Here is a 17,175-nt window from a genome sequence, read left to right as displayed (position 1 = left end):
TTGTAACGCGAGGGTTAGAGGAATGTAAAACGACATTAGTCAGAAGCGAAGGAATCTATCAATGGACGATGTACTTGATGGCGGACGCGATTATTTGTCACTCGAGGAGATACAATGCGAACTGCTTACAATGCTTAAGACGGCTGGGCCGTGGTTCAAGGAGTACGGCATTCGCTACAGCCTCTCCGATGGCTCACTTCTGGGCGCAGTGCGTCACAAAGGGTTTATCCCCTGGGACGACGACCTGGACATATACATGCCGCGTCCTGACTACGAGAAGTGGCTGGAGCACGCTGACGAGTTCAAGGCAGCAACGGGCTTGGGTATTAAGACCTGCCGTGACGGCTCGTACCACTATGCGTTCTCGAAGATGACAAACCCCGCTATACGCGCCCAGGAAGTTTCGGTCGAGGGGTTCTACGAGGGCTACCTGTGGATAGACGTATTCCCCATCGATGGGGTGCCCGATGACGGTAGTGAATACGAGAAGCTTGTCAGTTGGCGTTGGTTCAGGGAGAAGCTGATCAACCTGGCTCTCACCAAGGGCAGCAAGAACAAGTGCAAAGCAGCCTTCAAGGGCGTAACGCAGCCGGTCTTCCGTTTGCTTGTGAACCCTGTGAAGCTCGCCAATAAAATCGATGCGCGCTGTAAGGCTACTCCCTTCGAGACCGCCGAGCGTGTCGCGTGTCCGGTTTACGGTTGCACATTCAAAGGCAAGTCCATTCCCCGGGAAGGGTTCGAGCGCACAGTGATGATGCCCTTCGGTGACACGATGCAGCCCTGTATGTCGTGCTGGGACGAGTACCTGAGAAAGAGTTACGGCGACTACATGCAGCTGCCCCCAGAGGAAAAGAGATGGCATCATCCCCAAAAAACCTGGCGAGTAGAATAGTAGCAAGACAGGAGACAGACGATGGCTGAAGAGCCAATTTATTTATTTGACCTCGACTCGACGATAACCCAGCAGGAAATACTGCCGACGATCGCCGAGTCCGTCGGGCGCGGCGAGGAGATGCGCGACCTGACTGAAAAGTGCATGAGTGGGGGGCTCCCCTTCCGAGAGAGCTTCCTTTCACGGGTTGACTTGCTGAAAGATGTGCCCGTGGCTGATGTGTCCAATGCGATAGCCGGGATACCCGTGCACGAGGAGGTGTGCGCCTTCATGCGTGAGCGCAAGGGCCGCTGCTTCGTGGTAACGGGCAACTTAGACGTGTGGATAGCTGGCCTTATCGAACGAATAGGACTGACAGGCAGCGTTTTCTGCTCGCGCGGAATCGTTTCGGACGGTCGACTCTTGGGTGTTGCCAGTGTTATTGATAAACGTCTGACGGTCGAGCAATTTGTTGGACCGCTCGTGGCGGTGGGCGATGGCAGCAATGATGCTGACATGATTTCGATGGCCGAGATAGGCATCGGATTCGGTGGCGTACGCCGAATAGCGCCTTCGGTACTCGAAGTGTGCACGCATGCGATCTACGAGGAGAGCCGCCTGGTCGACTTCCTCAGGCGACTGAGCTAGGGAGAACGAGAGATGGCAATATCTAAAACTGTAATTATCAGCTGCGCGGGTATGGGCAAGCGCCTGGGTCTTGGTACTTCGAAATGCTTGGTGGACGTTGCCGGCGAGTCGCTAATTATGCGTAATCTGAAAATGCTCGATGAGGTTGACGATGTTCGCGTGGTTGTTGGCTTCCAAGCCGAGAAGGTTATCGAGGCTGTTAACGCCTACCGCACCGACGTGACGTTCGTGTTCAACCACGATTTCGCGCACACGAACACTGGCGATTCGGTGCGTCTGGCCGCCAAGCACGCTAACGATTACATTCTCACCATCGACGGCGACCTGTTACTGCATCCCGAAGACATGCGAAAGGTCATCGAGGCAGACGGTGAGTTTGTGGGCGTGACCGCCCCCGGCACCGACAATCCCGTACTCGCCGACGTAGAGGGAACAGACGTGGTCGGCTTCTCGCGCGAGCACGGGCAGTACGAGTGGACGGGCGTGACGCAGGTTAAGGCGGATAAGATCCTCGACGGATCGGGACACACCTACCAGCTGATCGAGCCCTTCCTCCCCATGCCCTATATATACCTGCGCACCAAGGAGATCGACACCCCCGATGATTACGACCGCGCAGTGCGCTGGGTGAAGGGAGGCTACTCCGACGCGCTGACCGTGGGCGTCGTTGGCGGTATGGGCTCCTATGCCACCGTGGGCTTCTTCAAGCGCCTGGTCGACGCGTTCCCTGCCCGTTACGAATGGGAACGTCCCAGAATCCTTATAGACAACCGTTGCACGATGCCGAGCCGCGTTCGCGCCATCCTTTACGGCGAGCGACGCGACGAGTTGGTGCGCCAGCTGGCCGAATCGGTCAAAAATCTCGTGGGGGGGGGTTCCACTCATGTCTTCCTAGCCTGCAACACCTCGCATGTTTTTCTCGATGAGATAAAGGCGCTCGCACCCGAGGCTGCAGGATACATCGTGGACATGATCGCCTTGTTGGCAGCGGACACCGCAAGCAGGGGAGTTAAGCGAGCATTCCTGTTAGCAAGCGAGGGGACGATAGCCTCTGGCATTTACCAGGATCGCTTCGGTTGCGAGGGCGTGGAAGTGGTACCTGCAGGTGACGGAATGCAGGAAAGGCTACGCGGATTCATCGAGGTGGTGAAGCAGAGCAAGGTGAACAATGCAGCCAAGGCGGAGTTCGCGGCATTTGTGCGCGAGCTGGACGAGCCCATCGTCATCCTTGGTTGTACCGAGCTGCCGCTGCTGGCTGATAGCCCCATCGAGGGCGTGGAACTGCTCGATCCGATGCAAGCCGCCATCGACTATGTGGTGCGGGTCGGGGCTGAGGTGAAGCGGCCCATTAGGTAGGCGGCCCCGTCTTGCCGTTGTTCATTGTCACGTAGGTAATAAAGCGTTGGTAACATTTGATTTAGGAAACAACCTTTGAACAAGACAAATACTAAACAAATGGGAGAGGGCTGTAGTCGGGGGGCTTCTCCGAGGATTGGGTGGATTGACTGCTCGCGAGGCATTGCGATGCTTTTCGTCATTCTTGGCCACTGCTACATCGGGCTTGAGGATCCAGTAAATCGTTTCATCCTTTCCTTCCATATGCCGGTGTTTTTCTTCCTGTCCGGTATGTGCACCAAGACGTCAGACGGATCCTTCAGGGCTTGGACGATCAAGAAGGCACACAGCCTGCTCATTCCACAGCTGACGCTCGCGGCAATCGTGTTCGTCTACGCTGTGCTCTCACAGGGTTTCTCAGTGACGGTGATTGTGAACTCGCTTCTAGTGTGGTTCCTTCCGACTTTGTATCTCAGCTTGCTAGCGTTTTACTGGCTTGCGAGGGCTTGCGGGGACTCGATAAAGGTTTGGGTCGTCGTGCTTTGCGCTGTGGGCTTTGCGGCGCCGATTGCAGACCTCCTGAACATTGCGGTTTGCCCCATTTACCCCGAGACAGTTCTCGCTGGGCTGTTCTTCTTCTGCCTCGGGCATGTTTGGCAGTTGCTGGATTGCAAGGTTTCGATCGGGAAGCCCGCCAAGAGGGTTGTGATAGTTTTGTTGGCCCTAGTGCTTTTCGCGCTTTCCCAGCTGAATGTGCCAATCGCCATGTACGAAGGCGAGTTTGGCTTCTGGCCGCTTTTCTACTTTACTGCTTTGATCGGAACGGTGTGGGTGTGCCTGCTCGGACGGTTGCTCGAAGGCGTTTCTTTCTTTACTTGGTTTGGACAGGTCAGCGTTATCGCATTTGTGCTCCACTTTCGTCTTATCTCGTTATTACGGGCTGTGACGGTGCGGGTCCTTCCTTTAGCTGGGATTTATCTTGATTCGAACGGAATGGCGTTGCTGCTGTTCATTTTGGCCATGGCCATCTTGATACCGCTTGTCGACTTCTGCGAAAAGCATGTCGGGTTCCTGTTCGGAAAAGAGAAGCTCAAGTAAGAACTGCATTTTATTGTTAAAGAATAAATCCCGGGGCGCATCGTTTCTCAAAACGCGCCCCGGGATAATTTGTTTTTCTAACAATTTTGATAAGGGGTGATGCCGCACCACCCCTGCAGACGGATCCTATCTGTCGCGCGCCTGATTGACCCTGAAAAGGTAGACGTGCCGCTCGAGATAGGCCTGGAGGTTTCTATGCGAAGACCCCGTGAAGCGCCAAATGCAGCGCTTGAGCTAGGAGCACAGGTCGTTCACCATCTCCATCCGTTCCAGGCGCACAGGGTTGTTCACGTCAGCCCTGTGCGCCTCACTCTCGAGCCTGCCGTCCCTGACCAGTATGCCATGCGCCCTCTCCAGGTCGTGGATGAGCAGCGACCCGTGTGCCATCCTGCAGCCTATGGAACCCCTTCGGGGCGCTCGTGGCGGGCCTTGTCGCCGGTGAGTTCCAGCTGCTCAAAGAAGCCGTCGACGAGAGGCGCTGCCGCGAGGAGGTCGGCGTGGGCACGCTCGTCGAGGCAGCAATCCTATCGGACGGACCTGAAATGTCCGGGGTACGGCGCTCGTGGCGCCTGGATGGACGGTTCCATCACTGCCGGCGTCCCGAAGTGGCGCTGCCGCTGCTGCGGCGGGAGGTTCACCTTCCTCAAGGGCGCCGTCCTCGAGCACTGCCGCAATCCCTTGCCACCTGGGTCTCCTTCCTCAAGGTCATAAGCCACAACTTCCCCGTCGAGTGCGCGGCCGAGCCGAGCGGCGTCACCCACAAAACGGCCTTCGAGTGGCGCCACCGCGTGATCGCCACGGTATCCGGCTACAAGGACCGGATCGTGCTGCGCGACACCGTCTGGGTGGACGAGACCTACGTCAACGACACCGACCTCTCCAAGGGCTACGGGCAGGTCTGGAAGAGCGGCCTATCCCGCCAGAAGCTGTGCATCTGCGTCGCCATCGACATCCACAAATACCTCGTCGAGGTCGTCTGCGGCCACGGGAAGCCCAGCTCGGCACAGAAAAGGAGTTCGCTCTTCTCATATGGATCTGTCCCATTCGCCCGGACACCCATCCGGAGAAATTGTCACCAAACATAGATCCGGGTGGGCACTCGAGTGAATTCTTTGTTTGGCTGGAAAAGGCGCAGCATTCGGGGAACCTGCGCCCCCGAATGCTGCGCTTGTTTTCTAGGCTTTTAGATATCCGAATTACTCGATAGTCACGATCCGATGGTCGGGATCCATCAAATGAGAGGTCATGTGCGTCAATCATCGTGCTGTGGGTGTGTAAGCGATATGCCAGCGGCGGTCATCTCTGGCCATCTTCGCGTTTGCACTCGCAAGGCAAGGATTAAGGTCTGCCGCCTTAATTGGCATTGACGCGTCGACGGTAGTGTCAAGTAAGTTGGTGTAATTGGCTCTTTGGCCCCTGTGTCCAGGATCCGGAATCTATCGATATCCTAGGTAGAGTCCACCCTGTCGGCAAGCTCAAGGCTGGATTCGACCATCTTCCTGGCGGTCTTCTCCAGCTTGGCCCAGTCATGACGGCCCGAGGCGCCCTTCCGGAGCGCCGCGTCGTGCATCTCGGCCATCTTCCTCTCCGAGAAGTAGCGCGAGCCGGACCATGTCTCGGCCTGGTCGCACATGACGGCGCCCACGAGCCTGAGCAGCGAACCCTCCGGCGGGAAGACCTGCACCACGCGCGAGTGGCGCTTGATTTCCCTGTTGGCGCGCTCCTGCACGTTGTTGGTGCGCAGGCGCTTCCAGTGCGACGGCGGGAAGTCCAGGTACGCGAGCGCGTCGGGCTCCGCCTCGAGCACCCTCGCCGTCCTCGGGCAGCACCCCTCCAGCATCTCGCACGCCACCATATAAGGTACTGAATGCAGAGCGATAATTGTAGTATTGCCAATTGATTCTTGATAGCGGAGGAGACAATGGGTCTAACGAATCTACCTGAGTACATCTCGGCGATTGTGGCAATCATCGCATTGCTCATTTCTTGTTCCCAAGCTCGTCTCAGTAATAAACAGTCTCTATTTAATCGACGTTTAAATATATGGATAAACGTCGATAAGCTCATGAGCGTTTACGCAAATAACGCGGAGAACTTAGAACATGATGACGAACCGCAAATGGCTATCGACCTACTATTTGTATGACTGACTAACACCACGTACCTGCAATCAATTTCAGCCTCAATTAATAAGGTGTTTGATGCCGACCTTCAACTCAAATTGCATTTAAAACTTGATGAAATGAGATCGCTCGCCATGGAGGCGAGATTTTGCTTCAAGGGAAAGAGTGGGGAGGCAATTGCCGAATTCCTAGACGCTTATCTATCCCTTTTATTTTCAATGTATCAGTATCAGATTCTATTTAATAAGACGCTCCAGAATGCAAGGGAATATCAATGGACGCTTGAACAGGCTTCTGAAAAGCTATGCGAGCTAGAACAGCGGCAAGAACTCTTTGAGAAAGAAAATGCTCTTGCCGCTTCATACTCGACTCTATGTCAGCAAAACAAGCGGGGAGCAATTCAGCGGCAAATAAAACTAGCAGGTCCTAATTGGTGCTGGATGAATTGATGGATTACGGGATGATTAGTAGTGCAACGGTTCAGATGACGCGACTTACCGCACCTACCCCAAGCTGCGGTAAGTCGCGTCGGCCATCAGGATATGGCGCACCGCGCTTTCGATCGGGTCCCATCTGCCCCTGGCCTGGTTGACCCGGAAGAGGTAGACGTACCAGTCGAGGTAGGCCGGCAGGTTCCGCGGCGACATCCCCGTGAAGCGCCAAAGGTAGCGCTTGAGCCAAGAGCACAGGTCGTTCACTGTCTCCATCCGGTCCAGGCAGACCGGGTCGTTCTCATAAGCCCTGTGCGCCCCGCTCTCGCGCCTGCCGTCCCTGACTAGCGCGCCGTGCGCCTGCTCGAGGTCGTGGATGAGCAGCGACCCGGGCGCTATCCTGCCGCCCATGGCCTTCCTCACGCGCGCCGAGCTGGGCTTCCCGTGGCCGAGGACGACCGCGACGGGATTCTTATGGACATCGAAGGCGACTCAGACGCACGGCTTTTGACGGGTTAGACCACGCTTATGCACCTGTTCGTAACCCTTGGAGGGGTCTGTGTCGTTGATGTGGGTCTCGTCAATCCAGAAGGTGTCGCACAGTATAAACCGGTCCTGGTAGCCGGTTACCGTGGCGATCGCGCGTACCGCCACTCAAAGTCCGTCTTGTGGCCGACGCCACACAGCTCGGCAGCGCACTCGACGGGGACGATGGGGCGCATGAGTCTAATGAAAGTGACCCAGACAGGGAGTACCTTTCGGCAGTGCTCAAGAATGGCGCTCGTGAGGGAGGTGAGCCTCCCGCCGCAGCCGCGCGTCTCGTCGACGGCTTCTCAGTGCAGCAGGAACTCGTCGGCGGTGAGGCCCGCCACGAGCGCCCCGAAGGGGTTTGCCTTTCCCATATGGATCTATCCCATCTGCCCGAGCGCCCGCCCGGAGGGATTGTCGCCAAACAAAGATCCGGGCGGGCGCTCGGGCAAATTCTCTGTTTGGCTCGGAAGGACATAGCATTCGGGGGCCTTGCGGTCCCCGACTTATCACCTGTTATCTAAACTGGTAGAAAATCAACAATAACGAATTAATCGATCCCTGGGGACAATATTAGTTCCCTAGGGATCGATTTCAATTATTGCGCTAATTTTCGTAGTTGAAGCATCAGTACGTTTGTAACTAGAAGCAAATATTACTTCTAATGCACTATCTATTCCATATGTTTAGCATGACAATTGGTACAAACAATCGAACGTGAAAGAGGACATGAAGATGGAGAAGGGGATTGGCTATTACGAACATGATATCAAGGTTAGGTTTACAGAAGAACGGATAAACAAATCATCGAATTGGCAGTGGCTAATTGAATGCACTGAAGAGCGCTTCTCTGCACCCAAAGAAATCACTTCAGTAAATGAATTTCTAGGCGTATTGACAACGCTTCATGAGCCCTTTGATTTTCTTGCTAGCGTCGTCGATTTGGTTGGCGATTTCAAACCAGATATTTCATCAATGTGGCTGGTGAAGTTGTACGATTGCGTTCTCCTTAGAAGCGGAATGACCAAGCCAGAAGATTATGACGAACATGTTGGGTTTTTCGGCATGCTTGGCGTAGCGTCCTATGCAACTTTCCTTTTCAATAAATTGACTGGCAGAAATGCCCTTATTGATACCCGTCCCATTTTTTATTCAAATCTCCATCAGCTGTATGACTTTACTGCACTAAACGATGAATGGTCAAAACTTGAATACTTAACCGGGAGAATCAATTTAACGGGAATTGAACTAGTTACCGAAACGCTTCGGCGCAATTTTAAGTGCGTCGATGCACCAATCAAATGCGATAGCGTTATTAAACTAATGGATGACAACTTTGATGCTGATTTCCTCAGTTTTAAACACGTTGATCGGGAGCTTTTTCAAACATGGCAGGAGGCTCTTCTTTGCGATGCTTTTAGGAGTTCTTACCAAAATAGAAAACTTACTCCAATGATCAGCCTTGGTGAAGGTGAAAAATCGTCATATAGCTCTGCATGGACAGAAGGCATGTTTTTAAAAGCAAAGGATGTCTTTGACGATGAACGTGCGATTTGCTTACTTGAGTCTATAGAATTTGCGAAATGGAATGAAATTCCTTCGACCCGTAGCCAAAGCATTCTGGTTGAACTAACCATAAATCATACCAAGCGAATAATAGACAATAGTGAACCGTTGTACCTTATTCAGTGCACAGCGATTGATATTGTCACTCAGCTAAAGAGGAAATCGTTATTTTGCAAAGAAGCTCAGACAGCCTATTTTCGAAGCATGAATGAACTTCTAAAAGACCGTACTGATTACAACGATCTTCGTTATATGTCGGAACATTCAATTCCGATGACAAAGGAGCAAATAGCTCTATTTAAAACGAAATGCCAAGATTTCTTTGCCGAAAATTTAAAGAAGGTCAATACTGCACACGACCTGTTGGCCCTATTTGAAAACCCCCTAAGCGCTAAATACTGCAGTCAGCAGGATGCAGCGTGCGCACTCGACTTATTCTATAAGCACACAGGGCATAGCGATGTTGAAACTGCGGAGCTGTTCTATTCCGCAATGATGTTTTTATTAGATGTTTTGAGCAATCCTGGAGTGAATAACAATTGGGCAAAAAAATTAATTATAGCTCTTAGACATACTTGGCAAGATAGATACTACAGTCAAGTTGTATCGGGAATGCATTGCTTTACGCGAGAATTCTCCATTCCAAACACGGAAATCAAAATGCTAAATAAGCAGTTTCTAGAATCACCCCACGGATTTGCACAATCTTTATTACAGCTTTCCGATGATTCAATTTCATCCAGCTTAGAGGACATGTCAAAGTACTTAATTGCTTACCTTTTTGGCAAGACAACAGTCAGTGAATTCTATCCCAATCACGTTCACGTAATAATAGAAGATGATGCGCGCTCGATCGATAAAATGATTGCAGATGAAGTCAAACGGGTTTACAAGGAGCGTTCTTATCGCTTCATCAATCATCTTAGCGAGCAAGTTATGCTTGACGGTTTCTTTGAAAAGCTCAACAGGAATATCCAGTTGGTTTGCAGCATGGTTGTCATAGAGCCCGTTTATGACAAGGTGGTTACACTTGCTCCAAGTCAATACGAGCTTTTGCCCAATCCTGGCAACAGGCCGACCCTCGGTCATCTTACGCAGCTATTTCCTATTCTTGAAAATACTATTAGAAACATAGGAGAGATGTTTTCCATTGTTCCCTTCCAAGCAAATAGGGATTCCTTTAACAAGCTTAGGGAAGTATCAGGCGTCTTGGCTGACCTCATAGGAAGCGTTCGTGAACTTACGGGAACTATCCAAGGATGCGGAGAGTTCCTATTTGTCTACTTAGTTATGTACTCTTCTAACGGATATAACATCAGAAACGATTGCATCCATGGTCGTCAATACCAAGGTTCCGCAGATGTCGCTTTCGCCTACAGACTTACCGTGATCTGCACCTATATGATGCTAAAAAGGTTGCAGGGGCTTGAAACAATTGTTGAGAATGAGGTAGACAGCATAGACCAGGAGGAGATCGTATGTCAAAGTCGACGATTTTTTGGATTGACAGCTTTTAATGCGATACATTCTTCTCTCAAAAAACTCAAGAACTGTCTGAGGATTCCGATTACTTTTGAACGGTAATTACCCCCCCCCGAGAGTAAAGATTAATGCGGCCGTATGATGTTACGAAGTGGATTATGGGCCTTAGTGACAGCTGAACTATATTGAAGACCCCTCCTTTCACCGATTGGCAAAACGATTTACACCTAATTATTGGCACTTCTCCGGGGCATTTTCTTTCTTCTCGGCTTGATCTCGCTAAACTAATAACTGCTGCTACCAGGGCATTTTCTGGTGCACATTCTATTGGCTCCTGCGAGATCGGAGCGGGTATGTTTGCTGCCGAGTCCTACACCAGCCGTCATTACTTTGCGATTGTTGCCATGGCCTGCCTATGCGTTTTGCTGGGCGGGCCTTCTTATGCCGCGGGCGCGGAGAGCCTCATCATCGCAGGCGCGACGTACTACGAGCCGGGCGTGTCGGGACCCGGCTGGACCTGGACCGATGCCTACCACCTGGAGCTTAACGGCTACGCGGGCGAGGCCATCGGCGCCGACGGCGACCTGGTGCTGACGCTTGCCGGGCAAAACTCCGTGACGGAGTCGCATGTGCCCGATGCGGACATCACGCTGTGCGGCATGGAGGTGTGGGGCAACCTGACGCTTCGCGGTACTGGGACCCTGACGGCGACGGGCTCGCAGTGCGGGATCCACGCCTCGCAGGCGCTCGTGGTGGAAGGATGCACCGTCGATGCCCGGGCGGGCGGGGCCGATATTACGGAAGAGGCGGTCGCCGGCGTGATCGCAGGCGACCTGGCCGTGCGCGGCGGCGGGCGCGTCGTTGCCGCGGGCGTCGGGTCCGGAGCGGGTGTGCACGCCTACGGCGTGTATCTGCAGGATGCGGGCCTTGGCGATGGCGCGGCCGGCTGTCGGCTTTCCGTCGACGCTTCGTGGCTTGACGCGGCCGGTGCCGATGGCGGCATTGCGTGCACAGGCGGGTCGCTTGTGTCCGCACGATTTGTGACGCCAGCCGGTGGGGCTTTTGCTGCTAGCGGCGTGGTGGATGCCTCCGGTGCCGTGGCACCGCATGTGGTGATTGAGCCCGATGTCGCCACGCCGCCGGCGGGGGAGACCGACAGGGGCGAGGTGACTGGCGATAGCGCGGACAAGTCTCCCGCCGATTCAAGCCCCGCTGCTGGAGAGCCCACCACGGGGCCCACGGCAAATCCCGTGCTGAAACCTACGGCCACGCCAACTAAGACATCAACGACGTCCAAGACGACGGTAACCAAGACCACGGTGTCCACGTCCTCCAAGCCCAAGACCGCCACCGCGGCCACTGCGGTACTCCCCAAGACCGGCGACACCAACTGGATCGCCGCTTCCGTGACGCTTTTCCTGTTGGGAACAGTGTTTCTAGCCGTCGCATATCGCTGCCAAGGCCCCGTTTAAGCGAGACCAGGGGAGGGGTGAATGCAGCTATTGCAGAAGCCTTTAGCCTTCCACTAAATCAATTTCTTAGAGATTGGTACCGTATCAGCCATCGCTGCGACGGAACTATTTTGTTCAGCTCAACTGCCTCTCGATCCATTACCGATGTTGAGCCTTACACCCTATCTGCCAGAGCGATAAGATAATTGCAATTCAAATACTGCCGTTTATAAAGCTCCATTTGGATCCAATTGCCTATATCACTGGAGTCATACCATGAGGAACTACTATCAAATTAAAACCGTCGCTTCGGCCCCTCCAAGGAGGCAAATTCAGGCAGGAAAGGTCATTTGCGTTAGCGGGCTTATATTTATCCTTGGCAGCCCATTTATAGCTTGGCCGCTCAGCGTTGGCGTAAATCGCGTGCCGTCTTTCCCCTTGATATTTTTCGGCTTGTTCTTGGATGGTCTCCTAATTATCTTGATCGCTTCGAAGCAGCAAGAAGCACTTCTTAAACTACGCCAATCGCTCCTAGAAGATGATCCTCAAATCGCCGCAAGCGCCGAAGAGTTTATGGCTCAGCGAAAGGCCCTGACACAGCAAGGCGAAATTACTGGCATCTTCATTGTCCATAATGCAACCAAAGATCTGTACTACGTAGGCCAAAGCGAAAAAGCGATTGACCGGGCGGCCATACAGTTTCTCGGTAGGGGCAATTGCGATATGAATGCCGACTACAAATACGGTGACTCATTCAACGTGCGAATAATCCCGCTGTCGGGAAGCGGCTACGATAGTCTCAATGAGCTAAAACGCGCAGCGATACAAGCGCTCGAGGCTGCTGGCGAGGAGCTTTATTAAGGGCGAATGTTAGGATAAATGAAATGGCAAGCTCAAATAACACAGGCAACAACGAGGAATTAACGCCGTCCGTCGAAGAAACGCCTCTAAACGATTCTGGCTCTATTGTCAGAGTACAATCTTACTCGTGGATCTGGTTTATCAATAAGGAACTTATCCACGACATAGATCCCGTCCAATGCGGCAAATGGATGTTCTTCTTCTCTCCATTCAAAACCGCCCTCATGGACGACATTGTCGGAACCGCAGTTCTTGATGGCGTCGTCGTAGAGGCCAAATACTCCAATCCCGAAACACTCATCGCGGCGGGCTCGAAACAAGGTGTCTGTTGCTTTTACTTAAACGGCAACGATAAAGAAAGCCATAAGAGGGTACTGAGCTACATGTTGGAAAACGGGTTGATCAGGAAGACAAAGACCGGAAAGCTTTATAACATTTCGTTCAAGTACGACTCTGAGACCTATGCGGGAAAGTACAAGGGGAGCGGCTTCTCCGGAAAGATAAAGCTCGCGGACTTCGTTGACCTGGTGACGGGAGAGTTTATTTAGGACAGCGGGGCGGAGTAATGAACTCTGCTTATGCTAGGGATGACGGGACCATTCGCGTAGCCGTCGAGCGTCCGGTTGGCCTTGGCTTTGACCATACGGAATGCTTCTTGCCTACGGTTAATTGGTTCAATGTCGAAGGTTTTTCTACTGACGATCTGGATTTTATGACCGAGTTCGTTAGATCAAACGCCCCATTTATCTTCGAGCTTGCAGAACGGCAAAAACCGGATCGGCGGTTTCGGCGCTGGCCCCCTGACGTTCTACTGTTGAACGGCAAATAACCCATGATTTCGCCTACCGACATATCCACCTCCGCCTCTCGCGTGCTTGCTCAATACGACGTCAGCGAAGCATATTTATTTGGTTCGTTTGCCCGAGGCGAGCAAAGGCCCGATAGCGATATTGACTTGCGCCTAGTCTGCGGCAACACCATGACGTTCGGCGCGCTTTACGAACTCTCCCATGAGCTCGAGAAGGTACTTAGACGATAGGTTGATATCGTCACCAACCCACCAGAGCACACGCGCCGCCCTTCCGCAAAAGTATCGAGCAAGATGAGGTGCGCATCTATTAAGTAACATGTGCGGGACGATGAGTTTACGAATACCATCCTGCTACCTGATCCTCCCGATGTACTCAACGTTGAGAGCCTAAAGGCCATCCGCGATGGGGATGCGTTAATAGCCACGGGAAAGCCCAGCCGGTCTAACGCCAAAATAGCTCGCCACCCAATCGAGGGTTTACTTCGCGTTATACAGCTCTACGAGCAGATCCGACTCGACCTACGCCGTACCTCGGTCTCTTCGGCATTGGCGCTCGCAAAGACCCTAAACTGCGTCATCGAAGACCCTGTCAGGCAACCGGTTACTCTGGAGTACGATTCGAACCCCGTTCATCCGAAACAATCAATAGTAAGAATATTGCTGTTTAACTTTCCTTTACGTACGTATTTAAATGAAACTATAATACGTATTAGAGAAAGATTTTAAAGGAGGTTGCTATGGTTGCCGTGATAGACAAGAAACTCGTTTTCGGACGTGAACAGGTGCTAACTTCGACGCAGGCAAGCAAAAATTTTGGCGAAGCGAGACGTCGCGCTCGAAGAGAGCCGCAATTTGTCTCAGACAGGAACGATGGCATCGATACTGTTATCGTTGGCTTCGACGAGTTCGAAGCGATGGCGGTCGAACTCGAACAGCTCCGAGAGGAGCGCCTGCACGCTATAGCCGCTGCAAGGCTCGCGCAGGGCGACACTGATTCGAATCGCAAGGGCATTCCGTTCTCCGATACCGTGGGACGTGAGAGGTTCGAGGCCATGCTAGAAGCCGAGGCGACCGATCCCATTTCCGACGAGGAGCTGTTCGAGTGAGTGTGGCTAGGTTTAAGGTTAAGTTTTACGACAAGACTGCCGAAAAAGAGTATCTGTCACTCGATGGCTCGGTTCGCGCTATGGTGGACAAAGGCATTGCGCGTCTTGCACTTCGGGCCGATGAAATTGGCAAGCCGCTTTCGGGTCTTCTTGCAGGTTGTAGGGAACTTAAGTTTCGCACTGATGGCATTCGCGTAATTTATTGCATCCGCGATGGGCACGTCGAAGTAGTTCAAATCATCGCAATAGGTGCAAGGGACAAGGGCAAGGTTTTCGACCTGGCATCTAGACGCTTGGACAGCGATGATTGATTGCCTCAAGAATATCAATTTAGGTTGCATGGTCGAAATGCCCGGGTTAAACGCTCGGATTCAGTCAGCAGATGGACGGCGTGATGAAAACGTTAAATGCAACGACATGCCCTGATAGTTGTTGCAGCAATTATCCTGAAAGCATGACTTTTGACAACTGTACAGCAGACGCAACCGACCCTATCGCGCCGAAAGCACCCCGCACTTTACCCGATGATCTGGACAGCATCGCCCTGATCGACGAGGCCATTCAGTCAAATATTGCGGACATGCCCAACGCGCTCAGGCTCTTGGAGAACTCATGATGGCGTTCGCATCGTTGGTGCTCGATGATGCTAGATTGCTCGGGGCCATGGTCGCGGCCGTCATGAGCATGCTATGCAGGCTCATGACGATCGGACGCTGTTATACGACCGACGCCGCAGGGGACCGGGCTGCGCTCAAGCTCGGACGCGTCGAGTCCGTGCTGGCGGGTGCGCAGTTCTACGGCGGCCGGATCTAGCTACTGCTGCCGCTGTGCCTGACCGTCGACAAGCCCGAGCTGGCGCCGGCCATCCACCGCGAGGACGGTTTCTACGCGCACGCACCTGCCTCACGCTCGACATGGCCTACAACAACGCGCGACTGATCTGCCGCCCCGAGACCTCATGGATTAAGCGATAAATGCTGGTTTAACTGCGGTTTTTCCGATTGCTTTGATTGTGTTGGCTTGGCTAGCACCCACGAATTTAAAATCGAGGGCAAAAAGTTCTTGGTAAACCACGCGCGGCTATGTTAGTATCTCTTTTGCCGAAAGGCGACGGGCGATTGGCTCAGGGGTAGAGCATATCCTTCACACGGATGGGGTCACAAGTTCGAATCTTGTATCGCCCACCATCAAAAGTGCAGGTCAGAGGTGTTATGCCTCTGGCCTTTTTCTTTTTGGAACCAAAATCGAAGCGAAGTTACCTAAGGCGTTATATGTTACGCAGTACACCTTAGGTGTCGTCATTGCGCGTTTTGCAAAATGCGTCTGCGTTCATTCATTGAATTTCCTGCGTAATCTATGTGCAATTGTGGAGACAGAGACCGCTGGCTCACAGCTTGTACCAGCGCGTTCATGCCTATGGCGGCTTTTCAACGGATTGCGCCAAGCTTTTGGTCAGTGTTTGGTCAGCTTCCCGTACTTACCCGCATGATGCGCCAGTAGATAATCGACCTTACCCGCAATCCGCAAGGTCCGAGGCCGAAACCAGGGGAGGCGCAAATGGACGAAATCGTCTGCGCAAACACTGCATTCCGCTATTGGCGCTGCCCACCGCAGGTGCGCGACCTCTACCCGCGCTTACCCAGCTCCGAAGATGGCTGGCGAGCTCTATCCCAAGCCCCTTTTGTAACCGATGTCCTCAAGACCCCGATTATCGCTGTTGCTTCGCCAGGTTGTTGTAATCACCACTCGGGATTGCGCTCTACTATTCGCTGGGAAGGGGCATCGGATGCCGGCACAACAATCGACACTCATTTAGGCTTTAGTGTCACCAATCCACTTAACACGTTATTTACTATGACACGCTTTGTGTCCCAAATAGATCTCGTACTGGCCATGTACGAACTTTGCGGCTGGTTTTCTGTTTTCGAGCCGGTTCCCGCTGCCGAAATGCAGCTAAAAATGGCGGTAGAGGAGAATCGCAATTCCAGCACGCAGGATTTGTTCGAACTAAGAGAGGGCGAAGACGAGGTTCCTTGGAAACGAGTTTATGCCCGCGCAACCGTTAAGGACCCAGATAATGATAGCCAAACGAGCAAGCGTGAAGATGGAAGAGAGGTTACGAAACTCAAAGGTACTTCTCTCTGGATGAGAAAGCCGCTCATCGAACTGAGCGACCTGCATCGTTTCGCCGACAAGGTCAAAAGTCAAATGTGGGGAAAGCAGTTTTATGATGCCGCTCAGCAGGTTATCGGCATTGCTGCGTCTCCGCTCGAGGTCGCTGGGGTCCTGCTTCTAAGTCGTTCTCGACGTCTAGGTGGTGCAGGATTCAGATACGTGTACCTCAACGATTTAACCCCTCTATCCATGGCGGCCCAAAGCATCGCAGGTCAAAAGGTTTGCTATGGCGACATCGTGATCGTAAATCCGATTCTTATGAAAGGGGCAATTATCGAAATCCAAGGTGAAGTCATTCATGGCTCAGGTGCAATACTTGACCACGATGCGGAACGCATGACTGCGTTGCAGAGCATGGGATTCGATGTATTCCTGGTGACTCACGATATGCTCAACGATTCAAAGCAGCTAGACACCATCGTCAGAAGTGTCTGCGACCGTTTAGGGATTCGCTATAAAGCCAAAACTGAGGCAATGAAGTGCGCCGAGACGAGACTGCGAGCAAATGTTTTGTGCAACTGGTTGGAAATCGGAAATTAGCCGGCGACAAGGCGCTAGAACTACCTAGTTTGCCTGTTAGTGAATTAATGTCATTTCAAAACTATGCCGGATTACGGGGCTGGACCCGGGCCGGCCGTCCATGCCCTGCATTTCACGGAATGCGCAAGTCGTCTACCTGCGGTTTTGAT

The 17,175-nt window shown here is 52.8% G+C and carries 19 protein-coding genes and 1 tRNA gene; 17 read left to right on the top strand and 3 right to left on the bottom strand.

The window, feature by feature from the left end:
- Positions 1–61 precede the first annotated feature (61 nt).
- The 5 genes from DWX25_RS07340 (at position 62) to DWX25_RS07320 (ending at position 5,037) form a co-directional block, all read left to right on the top strand.
- Positions 62–892 carry a phosphorylcholine transferase LicD gene (locus tag DWX25_RS07340; RefSeq protein WP_117799274.1) on the top strand — a complete coding sequence of 277 codons (831 nt, stop codon included), beginning with the start codon at positions 62–64 and terminating at the stop codon, positions 890–892.
- A gap of 21 nt (positions 893–913) precedes the next feature.
- Positions 914–1,519: an HAD-IB family phosphatase gene (locus DWX25_RS07335; RefSeq protein ID WP_117799275.1), complete on the top strand. Its 606-nt coding sequence runs from the start codon at positions 914–916 to the stop codon at positions 1,517–1,519.
- 12 nt (positions 1,520–1,531) lie between these two features.
- Positions 1,532–2,875 (top strand): amino acid racemase, encoded by a 1,344-nt coding sequence (locus DWX25_RS07330; RefSeq protein WP_117858890.1) that lies wholly within the window; start codon positions 1,532–1,534, stop codon positions 2,873–2,875.
- Between the two features lie 99 nt (positions 2,876–2,974).
- Positions 2,975–3,952 carry an acyltransferase family protein gene (locus DWX25_RS07325; protein ID WP_255412946.1) on the top strand — a complete coding sequence of 326 codons (978 nt, stop codon included), beginning with the start codon at positions 2,975–2,977 and terminating at the stop codon, positions 3,950–3,952.
- Positions 3,953–4,371: 419 nt separating this feature from the next.
- Positions 4,372–5,037, top strand: coding sequence for a hypothetical protein (locus DWX25_RS07320; RefSeq protein ID WP_117799277.1), 666 nt, complete (start codon positions 4,372–4,374; stop codon positions 5,035–5,037).
- Positions 5,038–5,399: 362 nt separating this feature from the next.
- On the opposite strand, the gene DWX25_RS07315 is transcribed toward DWX25_RS07320, so the two are convergent.
- From DWX25_RS07315 to DWX25_RS09455, 3 genes are all read right to left on the bottom strand, one after another.
- Positions 5,400–5,792, bottom strand: coding sequence for a transposase (locus tag DWX25_RS07315; RefSeq protein ID WP_255412945.1), 393 nt, complete (start codon positions 5,790–5,792; stop codon positions 5,400–5,402).
- Between the two features lie 786 nt (positions 5,793–6,578).
- Positions 6,579–6,917 carry a hypothetical protein gene (locus DWX25_RS07300; protein ID WP_117799280.1) on the bottom strand — a complete coding sequence of 113 codons (339 nt, stop codon included), beginning with the start codon at positions 6,915–6,917 and terminating at the stop codon, positions 6,579–6,581.
- A gap of 81 nt (positions 6,918–6,998) precedes the next feature.
- Positions 6,999–7,160: a hypothetical protein gene (locus tag DWX25_RS09455; RefSeq protein WP_158557594.1), complete on the bottom strand. Its 162-nt coding sequence runs from the start codon at positions 7,158–7,160 to the stop codon at positions 6,999–7,001.
- A gap of 609 nt (positions 7,161–7,769) precedes the next feature.
- Here DWX25_RS09455 and DWX25_RS07290 point away from each other — a divergent pair.
- From DWX25_RS07290 to DWX25_RS07230, 12 genes are all read left to right on the top strand, one after another.
- Positions 7,770–10,184 (top strand): hypothetical protein, encoded by a 2,415-nt coding sequence (locus DWX25_RS07290; RefSeq protein ID WP_147335826.1) that lies wholly within the window; start codon positions 7,770–7,772, stop codon positions 10,182–10,184.
- A 251-nt stretch (positions 10,185–10,435) separates the two neighbouring features.
- A complete protein-coding gene (locus DWX25_RS09395) occupies positions 10,436–11,554 on the top strand; it encodes a hypothetical protein (RefSeq protein WP_147335827.1) in 1,119 nt (372 codons plus the stop codon).
- 255 nt (positions 11,555–11,809) lie between these two features.
- Positions 11,810–12,394, top strand: coding sequence for a hypothetical protein (locus DWX25_RS07275; protein WP_117799285.1), 585 nt, complete (start codon positions 11,810–11,812; stop codon positions 12,392–12,394).
- A 23-nt stretch (positions 12,395–12,417) separates the two neighbouring features.
- A complete protein-coding gene (locus DWX25_RS07270) occupies positions 12,418–12,942 on the top strand; it encodes a hypothetical protein (protein WP_117799286.1) in 525 nt (174 codons plus the stop codon).
- Between the two features lie 17 nt (positions 12,943–12,959).
- Positions 12,960–13,223: a hypothetical protein gene (locus DWX25_RS09555; RefSeq protein ID WP_117799287.1), complete on the top strand. Its 264-nt coding sequence runs from the start codon at positions 12,960–12,962 to the stop codon at positions 13,221–13,223.
- Between the two features lie 3 nt (positions 13,224–13,226).
- A complete protein-coding gene (locus DWX25_RS09815; RefSeq protein ID WP_117799288.1) occupies positions 13,227–13,433 on the top strand; it encodes a nucleotidyltransferase family protein in 207 nt (68 codons plus the stop codon).
- Between the two features lie 509 nt (positions 13,434–13,942).
- Positions 13,943–14,311 (top strand): hypothetical protein, encoded by a 369-nt coding sequence (locus DWX25_RS07255; protein WP_117636992.1) that lies wholly within the window; start codon positions 13,943–13,945, stop codon positions 14,309–14,311.
- 2 nt (positions 14,312–14,313) lie between these two features.
- Entirely contained in the window at positions 14,314–14,622 is a 309-nt protein-coding gene (locus DWX25_RS07250; RefSeq protein ID WP_199412334.1) for a type II toxin-antitoxin system RelE/ParE family toxin, read from the top strand.
- Positions 14,623–14,923: 301 nt separating this feature from the next.
- Entirely contained in the window at positions 14,924–15,124 is a 201-nt protein-coding gene (locus tag DWX25_RS09550) for a hypothetical protein (RefSeq protein WP_199406672.1), read from the top strand.
- Between the two features lie 101 nt (positions 15,125–15,225).
- The gene (locus tag DWX25_RS09810) at positions 15,226–15,285 is read left to right on the top strand and encodes a hypothetical protein (protein WP_369832071.1); all 60 of its coding nucleotides are present in this window, start codon (positions 15,226–15,228) and stop codon (positions 15,283–15,285) included.
- A 138-nt stretch (positions 15,286–15,423) separates the two neighbouring features.
- Positions 15,424–15,498 (top strand) — tRNA-Val (locus DWX25_RS07235).
- Positions 15,499–15,868: 370 nt separating this feature from the next.
- Positions 15,869–17,026, top strand: coding sequence for a hypothetical protein (locus tag DWX25_RS07230; protein ID WP_147335828.1), 1,158 nt, complete (start codon positions 15,869–15,871; stop codon positions 17,024–17,026).
- The last annotated feature ends 149 nt before the right edge of the window (positions 17,027–17,175 follow it).

Source organism: Collinsella sp. AF18-8LB (assembly GCF_003459795.1).
GTDB lineage: Bacteria > Actinomycetota > Coriobacteriia > Coriobacteriales > Coriobacteriaceae > Collinsella.
This window is presented reverse-complemented; position numbering and strand designations above follow the sequence as displayed.